Genomic DNA, 22,706 nt, shown 5'->3' on the forward strand with positions numbered 1-22,706 from the left:
GTCCGGAAAGATCGACCAGGCCAAAAGCGAACTCGATTGGCTTGATGCGAACGCGCCTGCGCTGATGCCAGCAGTGAAGCGTGAGGTTTCGAGGCGCTTGGCGCGTCCGCAAGACCAGGAGCGCATTCTTGCTGGACTGCGCGCTGCCGGGGCCGCGGTCGATCGGGTTCAGCCCACGGCGATCAACTAGCCGTTGCCATTCAAATGGCGGCGGCGTCCGTCCCAACAGATAATACGCGATACTGCAAGCCTGGCCGTTAACTGCCTGCTAGCGTTAGTCTCGAAATGCCTATCTTCCTTGGGGTTCCGACAGCCTGCGCACATCTGGATCATATTCCCGGAGCAACCCGTCTTTCCCTCGTATGCTGCCACCGAAGAGCTGTGACGCAATTCATTTCGGCATTTACGGAGAACACATAGCGCGATGAGCTTCGTACTGGACTGTCCGCTCTGGCAATTCTTGCGTTTCTGCCAAATTTCGTCTCAGCACAAACGCCTGCGCAAGCCTCTGCGGCGGCATCCTCCCCTGCTCAGCCGACATTCACCCCTCGCACGGAGGAGGAACTTAAGGTGCTTGCAGCGCGGCCAAGGTCACAGGGCTTGGCAGCGCCTATGGGGTAGGTTTGGGAGGACACCGCGTCCTTGCCAACGCCCCAATTGCCGTCGTTAGTACCAATTATACGCTTGATAGCGAAATCGCTATCACCAGCATAAGCGCCGCCACCGAGTCGAAAGCCTTCCAACGGTTGGCGGCTTTGAATACGTCACCGGCGCCGGATGGCGTAGTTCATTTCGCCGACGCTTCGTCGTTGGCGAAGCCGATTCGTCGCGCACTCCTACTGGAGACCGACCGTAATGTTCGTCACTCACCAAAATCGTCGGGCGATGAAGCCCGCGTTAAGCCTACTGTCTAGGATCATTTTGTTCCGCTTGGTCACCTTCCGCAGCCGAAGTGAGCGCCTGCACACTGACCGCTGCGACGAGGCCTGTTAGCACGATGCCGGAAAGACCGATCGGCACGATCAAGAGCCGTGCCACCGTCTGCTTCGGCGCAAGATCGCCATAGCCGATCGTCAGGCCGGTGACGAAAGTGAAATACACGCTTTCACCGATGCCCCATCCCTCGATCCATCCGATGATGGCACCCGCCCCGACCATGATGATCAACACGCCGGAGAAGATCGGCCACAAGAGGCGAATCTGCTGGAAGAGTGCCACGAAGAAAAGTCGTCTCATCCGCGTCTTCAGTTGTGACTTGTTGTTTTTCTTTGCCTTCATCGCCCGCCGCCTTTTTCAGCTGGTCATAAGGGGTTTGCAGGCGGCAGGACGAACAGGGTGAAGGCGAAGATCGCATAGAGCGCCAAAGCCATGACCCCTGCATACCAGGCCCCACGCCCGCCATTGGACAGAAGCACAGCTGCCAGCGTCGCAACGATCATCATCGTTACCGCGCCACGCCAGAACTGCAGCGTCATGGGGTCCGGGGCGATGAAATAGCTGACGATCACCAGGAGCGGTGCGACAAAAAGAGCGATCTGGGCCGCACTGCCGAGCGCGATCCCGATGCTGAGATCAAGGCGATTGGCGCGCGCCCCCGAAAAGGCTGTCGTCACTTCCGCAGCCGCCCCCACCAGCGCCACGACGATGAAACCGACGAAGGCCGGCGTCATGCCGAGATGTTCGGCGGCAACCTGTACCGATCCGACGAAGATTTCGCTGACCAGCGCCACCAGCAGCGTGACGACGACGAGCAGCGCGAGAGCCAGCGTCATCGGCCACGGTTTCTTCTCTTCCTCGCCATGGCTGACGCTGGCGAATAGCTCCTTGTGCGTGCGCAGCGAAAAGAACATGCCGAGGCCGTAGACGACGATGAGCAGGATCGAAAGCCCGAGGCTCAGCGTCTGTGACACAGCGGGTGCCGGCGGCTGATCCACTTCGCTGATCAGCGATGGGACAAGAACCGCGATCGTTGCCAGGAACAGCATGCTGGCCTGGAAGCGCGCATTGACCCTGTTGAATTCCTGAATGTGATGCTTGAGCCCACCGAGCAGGAAAGAGCCGCCCAGCATGAACAGCGTGTTGGTGACGATGGCACCCGCCAGCGACGCCTTGACCAGCAGATATTGCACGGCCTGCAGGGCCGCGAGCGAAATCACGAGTTCGGTCAGGTTGCCAAGCGTGGCATTCAGCAGTCCGCCCACCGCGTCTCCGGTCTTCGCGGCAACCGACTCGGTTGCCCGGCTCAGGAGAGCGGCAAGAGGTATGATCGCCACGACCGATAGCAGGAACAAAAGCGTGTGCGAGTCGGGCATAAGCCGCTCCACCACCAGCGCGACAGGTACGAAAATAATCAGCGCGAGAAGCGGCGATTGACGGACTTCGTCCACGATGACCCCTAACACGGAAGACGACGGCTCAATCAAATGTCTTTCCACCATTTTACACTTGCCCATTTATTCGGACCGAAGGCCGGTAAGCTCGGTGGAGCTATGCTCAACCACTGGCCGCACACAATCTTCCCCGGCAATAGACACTCAATCGGGTCAGGCAGAAAGTATGTTACCGTAAATGCTGTCGTAGCTGCGGGTAGGAGCGGCAGCCAGGCTTCGGGCGAACTTGGCAGCCGAACCGGCCATGCGCCCTGATAATATACTCGGGGCATTGGAGGTGTTCGGTCTGAAAGGCAGCGAACTTTAGTTGCATTATCGACCGATCATCCCAACAGTGTAAGACAGCAAGTTCTCTTTAGGAGCATTGATGCGTTGGAGGCCCCGGTCTGGACTACGGGCTCCTCAGCTATTTCACGGAAGGATTCCCAGACCCTACAGTTCGCGCAACGAACCGGTCCGCTTCTTTCCACGTTAGATGCGGGAAACTGTTCTTGCCGCCGGCGCCTTCGACCGATCGGTACAGAATAAGACCATAGTCCGATTATGCTTCAGGCTTCAGTCCGATTTCATCAGCGAAAATTGCAGGCAATCTATGGTTGATCCGAGTCGCGCACCCCTAGACCCTAGGCGGCGACGGATCAAAGGCTTTCCCGGTTCCGCCGACCAGGAAAGCCCTTTTTTTGCGTATGAGCAACCTGAGCGCAGGGAACACTGAGCAAGCACGATCGTGAAGGCGACATCCCTCAAACTATCGCCATGCTGAAAGCTCTTGGGGCCGGTAGCTATTGGAGCATAGACATGCAAATGTTTCCTGATTCTTCCACGATCAAACTCGCACTGAAGACATTATGCCGCGAGACCGGCGTCGAGCGAGACCGCAGAGCCGTCGGCGAAATTGCAACTCTAATGACGGCGCTCTGGAAACAAGATGTGCATGATGGAGAAGAACTCCGGCGCCTTTCTCGTCAGGACAGTCGCAACGAGGATGGAGTGGCCAAGGCGTTCCAGGTTCAGCTTGACAGCACGTTCCTTCGGTCGAAATCCTGCGCCGTGAGAGGCCGGAACGGCTTCTGGGCGGCGAAGATCTTCGGTAAATCGCAGCCGGTTTGCAAATAAACGATCTCTAAAGCAAGCATCCTACCGCCAGCCGATGCAAATCAACGGAATCGCAAGAGCCTGCAGACTCTCTTGAAGGGAAATGAACCGGCAGCGCACTTATCAAGATGGGTTAAGTGCTTGATTGAACGGAATTCGCGGAACGGCAACAGTCTATGTGCCGCAACTGAACGCCGACAGGTCTGGCCCCCAAGAAGTCAGCCCCAAGCGGCCGTCAACGGGAACTTCGAAGCCTTCTCGGCCAGTGAACTGAGGTTGGATTAGCTGTCGATGAACCTGCTTCACATCACAGTCCCAATGTATGGCCAATTCAGCCTCTGTTTCCGACAGCGCATCGGCAGGGTAGTCCCGACCGGGAGTTGATACAAAGGGCGCATCGGTTCCGTCAAAATGCGTTCACTCGTGCATCTCTCGAACAGCGCGAGCTTGGCGATCACCGACTCGTCGAGGGCCATGCCTCTCCACCTTGCGACGGAGGCTCGCATCCGGATAACATTCAGCATCCGCTTAACGATACGGGATTGCCGTTCACCTGTATTGAATGCGCAAGTATGCCGGCGAGCCCAGTCCATCGTTTCCAATAAGTTTTGAAAGGCGTGGCCCTCCTGCGGTGCGAGCTTCGCCAATACCTGCTCGACGTCGAACGGCGGCTCATCAGAAGCTCGCAGCTTCGCCTTGACCCGACGTTTGGAGACCTTGTTGCGGAGCTGGAGGTCCATCTCGTAAAGGCGATAGATTCGCTTCGAATTAACCGGCCAGCCCTCACGCTTGAGCAGAACGTGCACACGACGATAGCCATAGCGCACGCGTGTCTGGCAAATGTCCTTGATCCTCAGCTTCAATTCGGCCCGCTCGCCGCGCCTGGACTTGTAGACATACGGCGGTATGAACGGCCTAATTTAAACGAGGGCACTTCAATACTGGATGAGAAACCGCATCGCGGAGGTTTATGCGTCGGGCGCTTAGAAGCGCAAAGCGAGTCACCGCGATGCCGTTTCCATGGGCGTCTTGAGCAGGCCCGGGGGTGCCTTGTCCCAAGAGTGGCCGCTGCGAGCCTTTTTATAGCCGTAGTCGAACAGCTTTCGCATATACGTCTGATCGAACATTCCCGGATAGGGCTCCGTAAAATCGGTCCCAATGTAGGTCAGGTTATAGTCGACATGGTCGCGCTGCGTATTGGCGTACATTCGATACATGTCACCGATCCCGCTGGAGCCAATGAGCAGCGATATGGCTCGACCGGCTATGGAGATGGTCTGCTTGTCAACTTTCTCTGGCGTCGGTGCCAGCCGCGAATTGCGGACGATGTAGGCGACGCGCTTGCGGCCATTCTGCTTCAGGTGGACGCCAGGCGTATAAAGGAACGACTGAGCCACTGCGCCGCCATCCACATGCATTTCCTGGTAGGGTTTTCCGTTATACTCGACGTTGAACATCACCGGTGGGAAGGCGGCCGGGATCGCGGCCGACGCCAGCAGCACCTTTCTTATTGTTTCGACCGCCTCCGGACCGCCATGTTTGGCGATGGCGCCTATATTCCAGATGACCGCCTTTGCGGCATCGAGATCGGTCGTCATGATCAGCAGCAGGCGGCCCTTGTCATACTCGGCGGCGATGCGCGAGACCATCTCGTCGTTCAGGTGCTTCGAGATCAGCGCAAAGAGCGGTGCGGTATTCGCAAGAGCATCGTCGGTGACCGCAGCCGTGATGAACCGCTTCTTGAACACGGAATCGGCATTGATGGTGGTGAAGACCTCTTTCAATTCCGCGTCGTAACTCGGCCCAAGGAATGCGAAAGGCGCAATCAGTGCGCCGGTACTGATACCCGTCACCAGCTTGAATTGGGGCCGTGTTCCTGCCTCCGTCCAGCCATTCAGGAAACCCGCGCCATAAGCGCCGTCATCGGCTCCTCCTGAGAGAGCCAGGAAGTAGGCTGTCGGCAAATCGCGGTGCGCGGTTTTCTTGTAATATTCAAGCTCGCGAACAGCGGAACGATCATATTCCTCCGCCAGGCGCTCGGAATCATTTGGCACAAAGTAGCGGGCGTTGGCGATGCCGGGAATGACGGCTCGCACTGCTACCTTCTCCGGAACCGGGTCGACGCGAGACGTCTCACACCCAACCAGCAGCATCGAAAAGACGAGCAGGATGGACAGGAAGGATTTCGACACGCCGGAGTTCCGGTTTAACCCGCGTGGCGCGGGTCCTGCGGGAGAATAGGTGCGTCTCAAGCGTGCCTCCAAACAATACTTTTTCTGTCGGTTGTGCCGCAACGAACCGAACCCGTAAACTCAATGCCGCACAGGGTCAGCAATCACCGTTCTTCGACCCACCATTTCACCCGCAGCCAGCCGCGCCCGCCGAGGGCGCAGCTGTCGGCGACATTGTCAAACCGCCGGCGCGCGATCAATGACCCGAAAACACCAGAGTCTGTACGGGAAGGAGCAAGGCTTGGATGCGCAGGATCATAGCGTGCACGAGACCGACGGTGTCCACCACGTGCAGGAAGACCCATTGCATGGCGCCTATGTTCTTGTCGGCGAGTGCGTCGTGGTTATTCGTATAGGCGTTGGCAATGCAGCTGCTGCCGGGTGGGATGTCATCCAGCCCGCCTTCGAACAGCGGCTGCAGGAAGACGGTAAGCGTTCCCGGCTGCGCCAGTTGCTGAACATCGAGAAGCTGATCCGTAATTCGCAATTGCCCAGCCGCGATGACATCCTGCACCTCGGTCACAACGAGCGGAATGATGGTGAATGGCTTTCCGATGCAGGTGGCCTCGGCGATCATCCCTCGCTTCATGACCTGTGCTTCGATCTGTCCAAAGCCTGCGATCAGCGTGCCTTTGCCCGCTGTTGCCGGCACGAGAATGCCGGCGGGTCGGATCATCGTGTTGACGACATCACCTGGCCGCAGAGTGAATTGTTGAACCGTGCCGGCGACCCCGGCACGCACCAGTGTCTTGTCCAACTCCACCTGTGCCTGCGCAAGCGCCGCTTCCGCGCTCGCTTTCTGTGACGGCAGAAGGTCTGCGATCTTCGCCAGGAGGGTATCCTTCTTGGCGATTGCAGAACTGAGCGCGCCCTTGCGGCTCTCGACCGTGTTGGCGAGGCGATCGACCTCGCGACGGGCAACAGCATCTCTGGTCAGGAGCTGGGCCTTCAGTTCATATTCGTCGATGGCAACCTGAAGCGCACCTTGGGCTTCCTGGATCTGACCATCCGCTGTCACCAAGTCCGTCTGCGCAACCTTGGCTTCGGCATCCAGTTCCGCGATTTTCCGCCGCGCCGTCTCAAGCGCTGCCCTTTGCTGTGAATCATCCAGCCGGAAAAGCGGCGCGCCGGCTTCAACTTTCTGGTTAAGGCCGACAAAGACCTCATCGACGCGCCCGACCGTTTCCGGGAGGATCGTCACCGTGCGGAACACAGCCGTCACGTTTTTCGTCGAGGGATGGAAATAGAAGATCAACGTGATCAGCGAAATGGTGAGCATAAGGCATGCTGAAATGCCCCAGCGCAACTCGTACCACATGGTATAGAGGTTGATCTCATAGCCAATTCGCTTTCCCTGGACATAGCGCTTGTAGAGGTAGTCCGGGAAGATCGTGAGAAGCGAGCAAAGCATCAATTCAAACATGGGCAGATACCTTCGCCTCGCCTTGGGGCTCGCTCTTGGCGGGCTCTTCAGGCATCGCATGGGCTTCGACGGATTTGGGAGGCTGGTCGCGAACCAAGGCCGGGTCGTCGGTCGTTTCAACCGTGCGGCCGGAAAGCTTCCCCAGCGATTGAGCGATCGAGTAGAGCGGCGTCGAAAAGTCGGGGATGTGTATGAAGGCGAGCAGCAAACCCGCGATCCAGAACAGGTGGTTGTGCGTGAAGAGCGAAATCAGCGCCAGGACCGCGACTACTTCCATCTGTACCTTGCTGGTGCGATGCGCCATACGCTCGGGAACAGCGTGAAGCTGGAAGTAAAGATTACCGACGATCAGGATCATCAGGATCAGGAAGACAACGACGCCGACGAACAGGTAGTCGGTCTGACCGGGGGGCGTGATGAAGATTGGCAAGTGCTCAATAGCTGCCGGATGGAGTGATTGCGGCATCGGAACTCTCTTTATACAGGTTAGAATAGGCTGAAACACTCGGATCAGGCCACTCGGCCCTTACACAGAGCCCGCGCGTCTTTGACGTAGTATCGCGTAGTCTACGTAGAGCGCTTGTGGGCAGCCGACTTGACCGTTCCCGCTCCGATGCGCCGCTTCGTCCGAAAACCGACGGACTATGTTGCAAGACCTGGGGTAAGTATGCGCACGTCAAATAGCACTTGCAACGAGAGGCAGGATAGGCAATTTGCAGGATATAACCTCGACTTTAAGTCGTTCGAAATCGCCTACGGATTAGGTCGTCATGCTGTTCGTAGACCCGCGAAGTGTGCGATTGCCTGTATAAAACGACGGATCCTTTACTAAAGGACCTTATCGGCTCTCCAACTAGCAGTATCTTATCTTGGGTACACGCGGTCCACGCGACCGGAGTGTGCAGATGTCCGGAATCAGACCATAGCGCGGCGGCCGGCGCGTCGGACCAGACCTCTCATTCGATAAACTTCAGCGGTTAATGGTACAGCATTGTCCAGCTCTGATCGGGATTGAATGTCTTGACCGACAACGCGTGTTCTTCGGTTTGCGGACCAAGATCCTTCTGATAAATGACGCCCGCGGCGCTAACCATAAAGGTTTGGACACCCGTAGTACGGTACTGAACCGGCCAGGCAATCAGGGCAAAACCTCTGGTCATGTTGCCATTCATGATGTAGCTCTCCCTACCGCCTACGACATTGTCTCCCTGACCCGTTAGAATTCGATAGCGGTAGCCATAATACCCGTCGCCGCGTCTCGCCTCTCCGAACGCTGCCGTTTGGACCAGATGGCTGGCGGGGCTCGGTTCGTCAAACACACCCGGTGGCCAGTATAGACCATCCTGTTTTCCAGGACTGCTGACGAGCTTTTGCGCAAAGCCATAGACGCCATCGCGATCGCGATCCACCTGCGCATACATGTACTGAGCCATGACATAGTCATGCATGGTCTGGATGGTCGCCAACTCGTTTTCGCCCACTCTGCGGTTGACGATCTCCTCAAGGCCGACCTGAGTATCGAAGGTCCATTTTCCGTCCCCGCCTTGGGATAACGGGAACGGCAGCGGCCACAGCCTGTCGCCGATGAGGACGACCTTGCGTTTGCCGAGGTCCTGCAGCCCTAGCCGCTGCTCGACACCTTGGCGAATAAGCGCATAACTCACCATCGCCTCGGTGCTGTCCCTGAGCTTGGCGGCGCTGAGGCCAAGCAGATTTGCTAGGCCGTCGACATCGTTATCGAAAAGGACCGCCTTCAGCCTGTCCAGTGCCGATTGTGGCGTGTCGAATGACAGCGGAGTGCCTGCGGCAAACTCCGACAGTGACGTCTGCATCCGCGACATGGAAGGCGTTGCGACGAGCATTGACAGCGCGACGACAAACAGCGACGGAAACAATCTGGACTTCGTCATACATTTCTCCTCATTCGGCTGAAGGCCGCTCGCTAACGCCGTTCACCGCCACCGCGGCCGCCCGCTGGGCGAGGCCGGTGCTGAGACGCCGACGGACGCGGTTGTTGTTGCGGTTGCGCGCGAGGTCCGCCGCGCTGGCCTCCGCCCATGCTTTGCCCGCCTCGCTCTGAGGCGACAGCCTCGCGGCGGCCAGACTGCATGTCTCCGAGAGCGTTTGCCTGGCTTGGCCGATTGTCCGGCCGTGCTCCCATTTTCGATTTGTCTCCCTTGCCAGCCGCGGTGCCTGAGCGATTGACCGCCTTCGGCGCGGCGCCCGCTCCTCCGCCATCACGAGCATCGACGCGTGGTGCATTCGGTCGACTAGCGCCGCCTGAACCATTCTTCAGGCCTTGAACAGTGTTCCGGCGGATATCGTCGGCACGACCGCCCTCACTCGGAGCAAAATTGCGGTTCGCCCCGGTAGAACCGACCCGGCTCCCCAACTGGTTGCGATTGTCCGATTGCAGGCCGGATTTGATCGTTGTCCGGTCGATCTTGGCAAGTTGGTCCTTATCGATCGATAGCTTACTGCGGTCCACCTTGGTCCAGTCCACATCGTTCCAGTTGACCTTGCCGCTGAAGTTGCGATCGTTGAAGCAGTTGTTGCAGTCGATATCGATGTCGCCGCGCCAGTTCCCACCCCATACGCCCCAATCATCCCAATTGACTACCGCTGCCCAGGCCAGCCCGGTGGCCGCAGCGGCAAAGAATGCCGCACCGGGATAGTAGTAGTTCTCATAGGAGTTGGGATAATAGGAGACCGGCGCAGGCTGATAGTTCGGCTGATAGAGCATTTCCGGGGGATACTGTGGAATATAGATCTTTTCCGGATTGGTTGGACGGATGATTATGTTCTCGTTTTCGTTGACAATGGTCACCTTCTCGTCGGTCGTGATGATGTTCTTCGCCACGGCTTCATCGCGAAGCTGTTGGATGGCGATTAGGACGTCCTTTTGTTGATTGGTAAGCGCATCGGCCAGCGCCTGCGTCCACTCAAGGTCGTCGCTCATCATCTTGACGATGTCTGGATAGTTGAGAAGCGAAACAACGCTACCGTCCCAATCGCTCTTCAATTTGAGATCGGATTTTTTCTTCTTGGCCTCAAGGAACCTCTGCGCTTCGACAATCTGAAGGGGAAACAGCGAAGCTGCGGAGATTACGCCGACGAGCTCATCCGGATAGAGTGCGATGCGGGCTACAAGGATCTCCATTTCATTTTCGGAAAGGAGGAGGCTTTCGGCGCCGACGTTCTGCGCTGAAGCATTTGCCTGAGGCGCAGACGCGGTCGGAGCAGGTGCGGGTGCCTGCGCATAGGCTGATAAATCGACTTGCCCTATCGTCAATGATAATGCTGACAGTCCAGCGAGAACCTTCAATGACACTGCTTTCATACGAGTCTTTCCCTCTCGCTGCGTATAGTCCGATGGCACCGGGATCCGCATCGGATGTCATCAAAGCCTTTCGGGACTTAGGTTAGGTAAAGACCACACTATCTGCATGCGATTATCTTGGGACGTAAGATACGGGAAAATACGGGAGGCAAACGACGCTCAGCCACGATCGGCATCCGAGGCTCCAAGTGGCCCAGCACGCAAACATGCCGACACGCCGAAGCAATTAGGAGGAAATTTTCGTGTCTTCGCAACTGCAGTTAATTTGAGACCGGTACCTTTTCTAGAGTGCGCACGAAGTGCCGGTCGAGCCATCTTGATTGCCGCGATGGAGGGGGCAACGATGGCAGTGGAATGGACGATCACAATCGAGGGCAAGTGTCGATTTGCAGCGTTACGCGGTTCCGGACACTTCCCGCTGTAACCGAGATGGGAAGAATACACCACAAGCGGACGAATCAAAGAACGTCGCTCTATGCCGCGGCAGACGGAGCCAGATCCTGTTGCGTTTCGAAAGCTTCCTCGGGCCTTTGCGACCAGTGTGATAGCGAGAATAGACCGGCACCTTCGGTCTTCGAATCCTCAAGAGCGAACACATTCAGCTTGGGAATGGCATCGCCCCGACGTGACCCTACCCACATCTTCCCTTTCTCTCAGGGAAGGTCTCCAATGTGCCGGACAGTACGCCCCCTTTCGGCACCAAGCTCTCGGCTCACGGCGTGTACCAGATGGGCGAGGTGTAGGCCCTCTCCGTGACCGTCATAGTGGCCCCCTGAGGCGGCTCCACCCCAAATCGCTTGGCATCGTAGGCGGTCCAACGTGGCGTCGGAATCTCAATCACCCTACCGTAATAGAAGGCGGACTGGCTGGGATCGAAGTCCGGGTCCTTCCACACCTTGATCAATTCGGGCGCGCCGATGGTGTTCGTCCAGGTCGCGTTCGCCACGTCCACCGTGCTGCCGACCGACGGAAGCTTGCCGTCGGCGCCCGGCTTGCGGTCGCCCGACCAGACAACGTCGTAGATCTTCTCGTGCAGACGACCGTCCTTGTCGAGCCAACCCTTGACGATCTGGTAGCGGTCGAGGTTGGCGCCGATCGGGTCTTTCAAGGCAGCCACAAGGAAGGTCGGCACCTTGCCCTGCGGCGCCGTGTGCAGGTCGCCCCCCATCGGCACCCCCTTGGCATAGCCGATCTGGGCGGGAAGGCGGTTGCTGGCGTCATCATCGGCGAAATCCCAGCCGCCGAAGAAACGCACGATCATGCGGCTTCCGGTCGTAGCATACGTCTCCTTGCGCTGCATTGCGTCCCAAAGGGATTGGCGCGTGTTTTCATTGGCCCACACACCGGCATAGCCGGATGAGGAAACCTCCCAGTCCATAATCTTTACGCCGGTCTGCTTGTTGTCGATGAATGCTTCCTGCATCCGATGCGGACTGGGTTCCTGGGGGACGGTCTTGCCGAAGAAGTTGTCCTCCTCCACCGCGGTGAGGCCGGTATGAGCGTCGGTGCTGCCGACAAGGCCGAATTTGTAGGGGTTCGTTCCGAGTTCCTTTTCGAGCTTCAGCCCGTTCTTGTAGGCGGAGCGAGCGTACTCGAATTCCAGCATGTCCTTCTTCTTGGCGACGCTACCGTCAAGGTTTCCCTTGTCCCAGATCTCGAAATTGGCGAATTCGTCGGTCGGCGACAGGAACGGATGCGCCTCGCCGGTTCCCTTCGTCTGGGTCGTCTCGTAGAGGCGTTCCCATTTCGCGCGCGTCTGCGCGTATTCGCTGTCGAGCTTCTTGCCGAAGGCTTCGACCATCGGGAACATCAGCCCGTTGCTCAGATTGCCGTTGTGGGCGATGGCGAGCACACTTCCGCCGGTCTTCTTCTCGTAACTGTCCATCCATTTCCAGAGATCAACCGGGTTGTCGCTGCCATATGGCGGATAGACAGTGAAGGGATCGACCTGGCTGGCCTTGTCGCCGTTGTCGCGGAAGATGACGTTCCGGTGCAAATTGTTGCCGCCGGTGTTCGACGTCCATTCGTAGCCGATGAAGGCGGTGAAACGGCCCGGCTCGTTGTACTGCTCGGCCGCAGCAATCGTCTCTTGCCACGCGCTGCGATAGGCCTGCGTGCCTGGGAAATACATGAGGTCCTTGGGAAAGGCGTTATGTGAGAACGAGACGATGATGTCGATCGCAACGTCCGCGCCTTTGCCCGCCTGCATTTCATTATACCACTGGCGGCCCTTGGGATCGGCCAGCAGTTCAGGCTTGCCGGCGAACAGATCCGGGAAGAAGCCCATATTGTCGGAGTGGTCGCTAACCACCAGGAAGTCAAGCGGACGGGACAGCTTCGCCGGCTGACCCGTGTTGGATATCACCTGCTCGCCGCGCGCGAAGCGATAGGCGTCCCTCGGCCCGATCCGGGCACCGAACGCGCCGGCATCCATGGAAAACGAGGTGTGCAGATGGGTGTCACCAAAGAACGGCCGTGTCGGATATTCGCGATTGGCATAGGGCGAATAGGCGGGCTTTGGCAGGGTCTTTCCCAGCTCTTCGGCCGAGGGCACTCCGACATCCTGGCTAATGGCTGGGGAAGCAAGACCCGCTATCATCAAGCCCGCAAGCGCAGTTCCTTGTATCAACGTTCTTTTCATCGATTTTCCTCCCGACTCAGGTCGTTTTCGCTTGGTGCCCCCACCGCAGGCGGATGACCGGCTTCTCACTTCAAAACATCGCGACTCGTTGAATGGTCCAGAACATCGCAAGGGTGCCGATCGCATAGGCAGGCACGCGCGCGACCCATGCCGGCAGCGCGAGATGGGTGCGCCGCACGATGGCCAGGATCGACAGCACCGCGCCGACGAAGATGAGCTGGCCTGCCTCGACTCCGAGATTGAAGAAGAAAAGCGCCAGCGGAATGTGCCCCTCCGGCAAGCCGATCTCGCTGAGCGCGCCAGCAAAGCCGAGGCCGTGCAGGAGGCCGAAGCAGAAAGCCACCACCCATGGCGCTCGCGCCGCGATCCCTTCCTTGCCCTGGTCCCGGCGGACGATCTCAGCGGCAACGAAAACGATCGAGAGCGCAATCGTCGCCTCAACGGGTGCCTGCGGCACATGGACGAAGCCCAGCGTCGCCAACGCCAGCGTGATCGAATGCGCGATCGTGAAGGCCGTGATGGTCTTGACCAGCAGCCATGACCCGCGCGTGATGATGAGGAGTGCGAGCACGAAGAGCAGGTGATCGACGCCGAACAGGATGTGCTCGATGCCCAGGCTCAGATACACGCCCGCCACGCCCGGCGCTGTCTTTGACGACGGGATCACCGCCGCCGGCGCGCGCGGGGTGAACCGGCCTGTCCATGACGTGCCATCCAGGTACTCCACGCGCACCAGCGCGTCGGTCATGGTGGCTTCCAGTCCGCCGATCGTCAGCGTCTGACCGCGCAACGCCGGCGCGCGCAGGGTCCACGTCCTGATCTCCGCGGCACCGACGTCCTTTGTGACCGCCGTCGAGGCCTCCGTATCGCCGGAGAATTGCGGCTCCAGGGCGAGCCTCATGTCGCCCTGCATCGGCACCTTCCAGAGCACGGCGAACTCGCCCGGCCGCTCCTCGTGCAGTTGCAGATAGGCCGGACGAACCTCATGCGCGAAGGTCGCCGACATCGACAGCAATGTCAGCAACCCCAGCAGATTGAGCGCGAGAAGGAACCTGGCGAAACGGGCGTTGCTCATAGCCTACTCCAGGTCGGTTTCTGGCGAGCCGACAAGCGCCTTGACGCTGTCATCTATGACGATCTGGTATTTCTTGAAGAGCTCATCGAAGTATCGCTTGCTGGCCTCCTGCCGTTTCACTTCGCGCCAGCGTTCGAGCACTCGATCCCTGACCTCGGCAAGGGGCTGCAGCTCTGCCGGAGTGATCGCCTCGACGCGGACCAGATGCAGCCCGTAAGTGGACTCGATGGGACCGTTCCATGTCCCCGGCGAGAATGCGAATACCGCGTGGGCAAAATCCTTGCCGAATTGCGCCGCGACTGTGTCCTCGTCGGCATCGCGGATCTCGGGTTCGATTAGCAGTTGGTCGCCTTTGTCGGCGACGAGCGTCGCATCGCCTGCGCCAGCGAACTCGACCAGGGTCCGCCGCGCTCTGGCATCGGCTCCGGCCCGTGCGCGATCGAAAAAGACCTGCGTGAACGACACTCGGGCCTGACGTTGGAATTCCTGGTCGTGCACTCGGTAGAATTGCTGCAGTTCCTCCTCGCTCGGCTCCGCCGATCCAGAGGTGTCCTCGATCATAAACGTCATTTTTTGCGCGAGGCGACGCCGAACCACGGCGTCGTCTTTGTCGAGCCCAAGCTCGTGGGCCCCGCGTGCAAGCACCTCTTCCCTGAGGAGGTCGCGGACCAGCCCACGAAGTTCCTCGGGAGATGGACTTCTTTGCCACTGCCGGGTCCAGGTTTCGGCTGCCCAGCGCACATCCGCCTCGTCGATCCGAACCTGATGCTGACTGCCCGTCGCTTGCGTCGGCGTGCGATCAATCAACGCGTAGGCGGCGAACATCGCAGCGCCGGCGAGGAAAAAGTGAACAAGCGGCTCCCTCAGCAACTTCATTGACAATTCCCCTCTGGCCGACGGCAGCGCCTGTAAGGACGGCGACCTGTCGGATAGCGCAAGATCTAACAGTGAACGCGACAGGGCGGAAGTAAATTACCGTATTGAGAGAGGTAGTCATTTGGTCGTAACTGTAGACTCCCCTCGTCGAATTTCATCACATCGCGCAAGTACCACCCCAACGGCTGGTCCGCTGTACGCAATGCCAACGACGGCCGCGATAGATCCCAAAAAGATGTCGCACTGCCACGACAGGGCCTCGCCCAAAGCAGCTCACAGCTCCTATCGGGGTGTCTTTTCGGTTTGCCTGCATGGGAGCAGTCATCGTATCGGTTTCATATCAACATCGAATTGCCAGAGAGTTGCATGGATACTCCTCCGATCATCGCAGACTACGCCCAGGTAATCCAAACTTCGCTCGCGCCGGTATTTCTGCTGGCAGGCACCGGAGGGTTCGTCGGAATCTACGTCACCCGTCTCGGGCGGGTGTCTGACAGGCTCAACGAGGTGATCGATACCAACCTGTCACGAGCGAACCGCCAACGGCAACTCATCTATCTGCGCAAGCGCACTTTAATTCTCCAGGCAGCTGTCATTTTGGGGGTGGTCGCTGGCTTCTGTACATGTTCCGCAATCCTCAACCTGCTGTCGGGAGCGCTTGCCATTCGTCTTCGACCAGAAAATCTGGTCTGGTACTTTGGTGGCGCAATCGCGTCCTTGATGGCATCGCTCGTCGCCTTTTTATTCGAGCTGATCGTCTCCGGTCACAGCATGCTTCTGCAGATTAAAATGGATCGCGATCAGGAGAGTTGAGTGTGGCGTCATCCATCTGATGGCGCCAACTGCGGTTCACGACAGCATGCCGAAGGGATTTTGCAGAGGTTCAGGGGCGTCCTTCAGGCGAAGTTACGCATAGAAAGATCAATTTTTTATCCCGACATCCTGTCTACGTGGTGTCTCACCGGAGTCGACTGAACGGAGGAGGGTCTGGGTGATCGATCTGCCAACCGTCCGAATGAGCCGAAAAGCCGGCGCCCACGCAGCCTCCAGCTGCGCCCTGGTCCCAGCCTGAAGATGTCAGAACGAGCCGAGCATGGTCCCCAACATGATGACTGCGCCCAGTGCGAGGATCGCCCCGATAATTCCGACAACGACAATGTCGCGGTAACTTTCTCCGTGGGTCGACCCGCAAACGGCGAGCAGGGTAACGACTGCCCCGTTGTGGGGCAGGCTATCCAGTGTGCCGGCCCCGATGACCGCGACACGATGCAACAGCGCCGGGTCAAGACCGGTTTCCTGTGCGCGCATAAGATAGGTATTGCCAAGCGCGTCGAGTGCAATCGTAAGACCGCCGGAGGCGGAGCCGGTGAGCGCCGCCAGGATGTTCGTGGCCACCGCGATCGAAACGAGTGGTCCCCCGCCGACACCGAGAACCCAGTCGCGCACGATCGCAAAGGCGGGCATCGCCGCGACAACCGCTCCGAAGCCCACCAGACTGGCGACGGCGACCGCCGGAAGGACAGACGCGTTGGCACCCGCGTCCATCGTCTCGCGCAAAGCCGGCAACCGACGAAAATTCAACGTGGTGACGGTCGCGACCGCGGCCGCCAGTGCCGTAACAACGGCCCATACGCCGCTGACCGCGGAGCGGGACGTTCCGCCCCATCGGTCATCCGAAAGAAATCCGAGATCAAACGCCGGCAGGATCACGAGCGCCATGCCGAGATTCACAAGGACGACCACGGCGAGCGGCAGCACCGCGACCATGATCGGTGGCTTGGCCTCGGCATGCCGGCCATGTACGATTTCGGCCGGATCGAATTCCCTGCCGGTCGTGGCGCGCTCGCGTAGCCGGTCGTCGGAAACCAGACGTTCTGGTGTTGCGGGCGCACCCTCGCCGAACCCTTCGCCCAATCTGCGCGCAGCCGCCGCGGTGCGGCGAAGCCACCACAGGCCGAAGCAAAGCATGATGACCGAAGCGACGATGCCGAGCCCCGGCGCCGCAAACGGCGTCGTGCCGAAGAACGGCATCGGGATGGCATTCTGTATCGATGGCGTTCCCGGCAATGCCGACATGGTGAAAGTAGACGTTCCGAGAACAATCGCCGCAGGCATCAGCCGCCGCGGAACGCCGGCCGACCGGAACAACTCCTGCGCCATCGGCGCAAGCACGAAGAAAGCGACGAAGAGGCTGACACCGCCATAGGTGATCAGCGCACCGGCGATGACGACGGCGAGAATTGCGTGGTTCTTTCCAAGTCGCCCCATCATGAAGTCGGCGATGGCGGTTATTGAACCGCTGTCTTCCATCAGTTTGCCGAAGAGTGCGCCGAGCAGGAACAGTGGAAAGAACTGAGCCAGGAAATGTGCAGCACCGTTCATGAAGGTCTGCGTCCAATGTGCCAGCATTGGTTCGCCGGCAAAGAGCGCTGCCACGAGAGCGCCAAGCGGCGCCAGCAGCAGCACGCTCCAGCCCCGGAAGGCGAGCCAGACCAACAGCGCGAGCCCGACCAGGATGCCGAGAAGCCCCATCCATCAGACCCCTTCCAGCAGTATGTCGAGATCGAGCGACGAGCGGCGGCCGAGATCGTCGCCATGAGCGTCCAGAAAGGCGTCGGCGGATCTGCGCCCCTCGTCACGCAGCATGGTCAGGAACTCCCATTCCGCATTGAGCTTCGAGGAATAACCAAGATCGGTCATGACATCGCTGGCGACCCGGTGGATGCGCATCGATGCCCAGCGCGCGCCCTCGTCGTCCTCCACCTGCGCAACCTTCCGAAGCAGGGCGATCATCTTTAGTTCCTTCAAAAGGACGGCGTTGAAGGAGACCTCGTTGACGCGATTGAGGATCTCGCGCGCGGATCGGGGCGTGCCCAGCCTTTCGACCGGGTTGATCTGCACGAGGATGGTGTCCTGAGACGTGCATTCGCGAACCAGCGGCGTGATCGTCGGGTTGCCAGCGTAGCCGCCGTCCCAATAGGCCTCACCATCGATCTCGACCGCCTGAAAAAGCGTCGGCAGGCATGCGGAAGCAAGCAGTACGTCCGGGGTCAGTTCGCCATTGCGGAATACGCGGCCGCGGCCGGTGCGGACATTCGTTGCCGTCACGAACAGCCTGATTGGGCTTGCCGGAAGTTGCCCGAAATCGACGATCTCTGCGAGTATGGCACGGAGCGGATTGGCGCCGGCAGGGTTGAGATCGTAGGGCGAGAAGATACGCGCCATCATGTCCATCGCCACGAAGACCGGCGAGTGGTCGAGCGTCCAGCGGCCGAGCAGGACATCGAGTGGACCGCGTTGGAAGGGGCTGAAGCGCGCCGCCTCCGACACCTTGCGCCAGAATGCCGCCAAGGCCTCGCGAGCGCCAACAGGACCGCCGACGGTGTAGCCGTGCGTCATGACCGCCGCGTTCATCGCTCCGGCCGAGGTACCGGAAATCCCCTCGATCAGCAGCCATGGCTCTTCCAGAAGCCGATCGAGCACTCCCCAGGAAAAAGCCCCATGGGCGCCGCCGCCCTGAAGCGCAAGATCGACGCGCAGTGGGCCTCGCTGCTTTGCTTTCCCGTTTGCCGGCATCGGTCTTGCCACCTCCAGGATTGTGCGATGCACAAACTGTATCGCGCAATTGCGCGCCAGTCATCCTCGCACCGGAGGCAAGGGACGAAAATTGCCAAGGCGTCACCGACCTCGATCCCAGCCAACAGCGCTCCCCAGTCTGGCATGGCAGGCAGAAACGCGTTGGCAAGTACGCCGCCGACGGGCAGTGCCGCACTTTGCCGGCATAGATGAGGCGCGGCCGCTTTGGTCAGATTGCTGCTGGTGTTGATCGTCGGAGGTTTGCGAGCGACAAGCTCGCAGTTTGAGAGCGTTTAACAGCTCACCAAGGAGGTTGCGGGCGACACGACGACAAAAATCGCTCTCTTTCTCGGGCATCAGTTCGTGTCGGTCATCAAGGCGCTTCTGGCTCGATTGTTGAGTGTCGAGCAGTTGGTCCAATCAAATCCCAGCGTCATTTCACTGAATTTCTCAGTTTCCACTCAACGAAATGGCGTTTTCTGGTGAAAATCCTAATTTTTCTGCCTCTCAGCGAAGGTAAGTCCAGACGAAAATACCAGCTTCCATAGTATATCTGAACATCACAACCGTCTTGTGTTGGTTACAAACTCGTCGTAGCTTGTAGGTGAGCGCTATTTTTGTTCATCCCAGGAGCGAACATGATTGATGACGCTACAATCAACGTGCGGTTGCCGGTTTTGTCGGACAGCGCAATCCAGCAGATGTTTGATGAAATCAACACCAATGGTTTCTGCTGTGTTCCCAACTACATAGATGCAAATGACCTGCAGCGGATGCAGGGTTTTGTATCCGGGGCGGTTGCTCGTTCTGAACACGAATATGTTGTCTTCCGTGGAAGCGAGGCCGTCTCGGGCACCGGAATGGACGAACTGGCAACATCGGCTGAGTTTACTAGCATTTTCTCGCGCCTATACACGCTTGCCGTGGGCGATACGCCCCCGCAAGTGACATTTTACCAGATCTTGCGTTGTCTCACCGGTAAGGGTGCTGCCAGTAATTCTCTTATATTTCACTATGACTCTTACCTTATTACGGCGCTCATTCCGGTGACGATACCAGGGAGCGGCAAACGAGGTGATTTCCTCCTGTTTCCCAATACGCGGAAGGTGAGAGCTTTTTATGCTACCAACCTCGTCGACAAACTCTTGCTGGACAATCGCGTAACGCAATTTGTCCTTCGCAGGCTCGCGCAGGCGCGAAATCCACCGCTCGTCAGAGTTCCGATGGTCCCAGGCAACCTTTATCTGTTCTGGGGCTACCGAAGCATTCACACAAACGAACCGTGCGATCCAGATTCGGTGCGCGCTACGGCGCTCTTCCACTTTGCCGATCCTCATGCCAACAGTTCGCTGAAAGCGAACTTGCGGCAATCCTAAGCATTAGCGGTCGTGCCGGCAGGGCAGTTCCCCCGCCACCGACCATCGAACTTCCATGTGTTCCCGTTCGATGGCAGAGCGCGCCTGGCGCGTCTCCTATCGTTCGCTTTCCCGAAACTTTATCAAAGCTTCATCCCGCTGTTCCCCTCGCCCCGATAGGGTCGGCCCGCTCTGCCAAGTGGAGGAACGGGATATGTTGGATGATGCCAATCGATCTATCAGGGATGTGAGATTTCTGGATTGCGAGGAGATAACAGCCGCTGGCGCCGATCTTACGACGCGAGAGTTGCTGGAGGCCACCGACGCGGCATGGCGTGACATCCGGCTCGGCACGTCATTCGGCGGCAAGGCGGTGCTTTCGCTACCGGAGGCGAGCTTCTGGGACGTCGAAAGCATAGCTCCCTTCAAGCGGCAGTTCGAGAATGAGCGGCTGGGATGGAAACTCTCATGCCTCTATAGCGTCAATGATTGCTATGGCGGTGTCAAAGTGATCGGAGCCAATGCCTTCAATCGCAACCTTGGACTTCCACGATCGACTTCTACTATTCTTCTCCTGGAAAAACGGACTCTTCGCCTCCTGACTGTCCTTGAGGGAACGCTCCTTTCCGCCCGCCGCACCGGATCTTACGCAACCACGGTCATGGACCTATTTACCGACCCGGCCGACCAGCTATCGGTGTTCCTCTTCGGTACCGGCCCCACAGCTCGCAGCGTGATTGAGTGTCTCGATTTTCGTTTCGGGCAAAGGATCGACGAAATTGTCGTTCGCGGACGTTCCGCGCAAGGGCTGGAGGCCCTGTTGGCCGACGTCAGGGATCGAACGACGATCCCTGTCACACCGGCAAGCGACAATGCGCGGCTGCCCTCGTGCCGTGTCGTCATCACAGCTACCAATGCGAGGAGCCCAGTATTTGACGACGCCGACCTCCATCCGAACGCCGTTACGCTCCACCTCGGTGGAGAGGAGGCGCCGGAGGAATACCTGCAGCGTGCGCTAAGAACAGGCCTCGTCGTCTGCGACGACATCCAGACCGTCTCCCGCCGGAATTCGCAAAGCCTTGCCCTCCACTTCTCGAGGCGCGGCCTCCTGCTCGAGCAGGTTGGTCCACTGATCGGAATACGGGAGCTGTCCCGTCCAGGACGATGGAACGTCGGGTTCGACTGCCCCGTCTGTGTGACCTGTGTCGGCCTTCCGATGCTCGACCTGTACGTGGCGCAGGCAAGCTACGAGAAGTACCTGGCGAACACCCAAAACCTCCCCATCCCTTCAGCCTGATCCAAGGGAGGCGCTGATCATGTATCTTACACGGATACTGGCAGAACATGTTTGCACCATTGCTGCACGGCCTCCGCTTTCCAAGACGCGCGACATAACAATTCGGTGCGCCCTGGATCTCGTGGGGGCTGCAATCGCCGGGCATTCGTCGACAAGTGCGGTGGCAGCTCGCCAATCTGTCGCCGCTCTCTTCGATGGAGGTGAGGCGCCAATTTGGTTTGCCGGACGCCGATCCTCATTGATCGGCGCTATCATCTGCAATGCAACGGCCGCCTCCGCACTTGATGTCGACGACGGCCACCGCTCCGCTCGAGGGCATCCAGGTGCTGCCGTGATCACGACTGCCCTTACTCTCGGTTCGACTTGCCATGCAGATGGCAACGACATCATCGCCGCCATCGTTGCGGGCTACGATATGGGCGTCAGGGTGGCGGCGGCGCAAAATCCGGCGGGAATCCCCACACGTCAATCCGGCCGCTGGGCAGGAATTGCGTCAGCTGCGACGGCGGCCGTCCTGTTGAAAGCTGCGCCGCCGGTGATTTCTCAGGCGATGTCGATCGCAGGTGTCCTTGCCCCAAACCAGCAGGCGAACGGTAGTTCCGGTTACTCGAGGCTGACCGGAAACCACGTCAAGGAGGGGATCGCCTGGAGCGCCGCGACGGGGCTGATGGCCCTTGAGCTTGCCATCCACGGCCACACAGGACCGGAGGACCTTTTCGACCATCCCGACTTCTATGACCGGCTAAGACTTCTTTCCGATCTCGGGCAGCGTTGGGAGATCTTGACCACCTACTTCAAACCCTACGCATGTTGCCGCTACATTCATCCAGCACTCGACCGGCTTCTTGAGCTCGTGGATCGCTATTGCCTGAATGCCGAGACCATCGTCTCGATTGACGTTCAGACATTTGGGTGGGCGCTAAAGCTCGCAAACCGCACCAATCCCGATACGCTCGTGGATGTCCAGTACAGCCTGCCCTATTGCCTTGCTATCGCTCTCGTCGATGGCGCAGCCGCCCTATTGCCTATTACGGCCAACTGCCTTGACCGGCCCGATCTGATTGCCGTGGCAAACAAGGTTAAGCTGTCGTTGCATCATGACAGCGATCGGCTTTTTCCAGAAGAAACGCTTGCGCGCGTTGTCGTTCACACCCGACGCGGCAGGTTTGCCTCCGATCTCGGCGGCCCTCTCGGAGATCCACGAACGCCGTTGCTGTGGCACGGTATCGAGGAAAAGTTCCGTCGACTGACGGCCGGCGAACTTACTTCCACCGGGCAACAGGCGCTCATCGATGCGGCATTGGCGTTGGCTGACGGAAACGCCAAACCGCTGCTTGCGGAGATCAGCCGCGGTCCAGTTTTGCCGGCCGATTAAGCCTCTAAAGCACCGCTGGCAAAAGGCAGCAC

17 protein-coding genes and 2 pseudogenes are annotated in these 22,706 nt (G+C 58.9%); 6 read left to right on the forward strand and 13 right to left on the reverse strand.

Features of this window, described 5'->3' with window-relative positions:
* Positions 1–190, forward strand: a pseudogene (locus BN77_RS34230) (hypothetical protein); the annotation flags it as partial.
* Positions 191–903: 713 nt separating this feature from the next.
* Here BN77_RS34230 and BN77_RS23760 read toward each other — a convergent pair.
* Together BN77_RS23760 and cax are read right to left on the reverse strand one after the other, a co-directional pair.
* Positions 904–1,278: a potassium channel family protein gene (locus BN77_RS23760; protein WP_007536871.1), complete on the reverse strand. Its 375-nt coding sequence runs from the start codon at positions 1,276–1,278 to the stop codon at positions 904–906.
* 23 nt (positions 1,279–1,301) lie between these two features.
* Positions 1,302–2,438: a calcium/proton exchanger gene (cax, locus tag BN77_RS23765; RefSeq protein ID WP_007536873.1), complete on the reverse strand. Its 1,137-nt coding sequence runs from the start codon at positions 2,436–2,438 to the stop codon at positions 1,302–1,304.
* 750 nt (positions 2,439–3,188) lie between these two features.
* Between cax and BN77_RS23770 the strand changes: the two genes are divergently transcribed.
* A complete protein-coding gene (locus BN77_RS23770; RefSeq protein ID WP_007536878.1) occupies positions 3,189–3,506 on the forward strand; it encodes a hypothetical protein in 318 nt (105 codons plus the stop codon).
* 662 nt (positions 3,507–4,168) lie between these two features.
* Here BN77_RS23770 and BN77_RS35010 read toward each other — a convergent pair.
* The 9 genes and pseudogenes from BN77_RS35010 to BN77_RS23815 all read right to left on the reverse strand — a co-directional run.
* Positions 4,169–4,384 (reverse strand): annotated as a pseudogene (locus BN77_RS35010) (IS3 family transposase); the annotation flags it as partial.
* Positions 4,385–4,486: 102 nt separating this feature from the next.
* Positions 4,487–5,677, reverse strand: coding sequence for a patatin-like phospholipase family protein (locus BN77_RS23780; RefSeq protein ID WP_007536883.1), 1,191 nt, complete (start codon positions 5,675–5,677; stop codon positions 4,487–4,489).
* A gap of 235 nt (positions 5,678–5,912) precedes the next feature.
* A complete protein-coding gene (locus BN77_RS23785; RefSeq protein WP_040678385.1) occupies positions 5,913–7,139 on the reverse strand; it encodes an HlyD family secretion protein in 1,227 nt (408 codons plus the stop codon).
* A complete protein-coding gene (locus tag BN77_RS23790) occupies positions 7,132–7,605 on the reverse strand; it encodes a hypothetical protein (RefSeq protein WP_007536888.1) in 474 nt (157 codons plus the stop codon). The genes BN77_RS23785 and BN77_RS23790 overlap by 8 nt, the downstream gene beginning before the upstream one ends.
* A gap of 511 nt (positions 7,606–8,116) precedes the next feature.
* The gene (locus BN77_RS23795; protein WP_007536890.1) at positions 8,117–9,049 is read right to left on the reverse strand and encodes a DUF2950 family protein; all 933 of its coding nucleotides are present in this window, start codon (positions 9,047–9,049) and stop codon (positions 8,117–8,119) included.
* Between the two features lie 32 nt (positions 9,050–9,081).
* Entirely contained in the window at positions 9,082–10,479 is a 1,398-nt protein-coding gene (locus BN77_RS23800; RefSeq protein ID WP_007536892.1) for a DUF3300 domain-containing protein, read from the reverse strand.
* Between the two features lie 712 nt (positions 10,480–11,191).
* Positions 11,192–13,120 carry a DUF3604 domain-containing protein gene (locus BN77_RS23805; protein WP_007536894.1) on the reverse strand — a complete coding sequence of 643 codons (1,929 nt, stop codon included), beginning with the start codon at positions 13,118–13,120 and terminating at the stop codon, positions 11,192–11,194.
* 70 nt (positions 13,121–13,190) lie between these two features.
* Positions 13,191–14,195, reverse strand: a complete 1,005-nt coding sequence (locus tag BN77_RS23810; RefSeq protein ID WP_007536896.1) for a HupE/UreJ family protein — start codon at positions 14,193–14,195, stop codon at positions 13,191–13,193.
* A 3-nt stretch (positions 14,196–14,198) separates the two neighbouring features.
* Positions 14,199–15,071: a peptidyl-prolyl cis-trans isomerase gene (locus tag BN77_RS23815; protein ID WP_007536898.1), complete on the reverse strand. Its 873-nt coding sequence runs from the start codon at positions 15,069–15,071 to the stop codon at positions 14,199–14,201.
* A 366-nt stretch (positions 15,072–15,437) separates the two neighbouring features.
* Between BN77_RS23815 and BN77_RS23820 the strand changes: the two genes are divergently transcribed.
* Positions 15,438–15,884 (forward strand): DUF2721 domain-containing protein, encoded by a 447-nt coding sequence (locus BN77_RS23820; RefSeq protein ID WP_007536899.1) that lies wholly within the window; start codon positions 15,438–15,440, stop codon positions 15,882–15,884.
* A 264-nt stretch (positions 15,885–16,148) separates the two neighbouring features.
* Here the strand turns inward: BN77_RS23820 and BN77_RS23825 are convergent, their stop codons facing one another.
* Positions 16,149–17,603, reverse strand: a complete 1,455-nt coding sequence (locus BN77_RS23825) for a GntP family permease (protein ID WP_007536900.1) — start codon at positions 17,601–17,603, stop codon at positions 16,149–16,151.
* A gap of 3 nt (positions 17,604–17,606) precedes the next feature.
* Positions 17,607–18,647 (reverse strand): patatin-like phospholipase family protein, encoded by a 1,041-nt coding sequence (locus tag BN77_RS23830; protein WP_007536901.1) that lies wholly within the window; start codon positions 18,645–18,647, stop codon positions 17,607–17,609.
* 638 nt (positions 18,648–19,285) lie between these two features.
* Here BN77_RS23830 and BN77_RS23835 point away from each other — a divergent pair.
* From BN77_RS23835 to BN77_RS23845, 3 genes are all read left to right on the forward strand, one after another.
* Positions 19,286–20,023: a hypothetical protein gene (locus BN77_RS23835; RefSeq protein ID WP_007536902.1), complete on the forward strand. Its 738-nt coding sequence runs from the start codon at positions 19,286–19,288 to the stop codon at positions 20,021–20,023.
* Positions 20,024–20,216: 193 nt separating this feature from the next.
* Entirely contained in the window at positions 20,217–21,299 is a 1,083-nt protein-coding gene (locus BN77_RS23840; protein WP_007536903.1) for an ornithine cyclodeaminase, read from the forward strand.
* Between the two features lie 19 nt (positions 21,300–21,318).
* On the forward strand, positions 21,319–22,674 hold the full coding sequence (locus BN77_RS23845) for an MmgE/PrpD family protein (protein WP_007536904.1): 1,356 nt from the start codon (positions 21,319–21,321) through the stop codon (positions 22,672–22,674).
* The last annotated feature ends 32 nt before the right edge of the window (positions 22,675–22,706 follow it).

Source organism: Rhizobium mesoamericanum STM3625 (genome assembly GCF_000312665.1).
GTDB classification, from domain to species: domain Bacteria; phylum Pseudomonadota; class Alphaproteobacteria; order Rhizobiales; family Rhizobiaceae; genus Rhizobium; species Rhizobium mesoamericanum.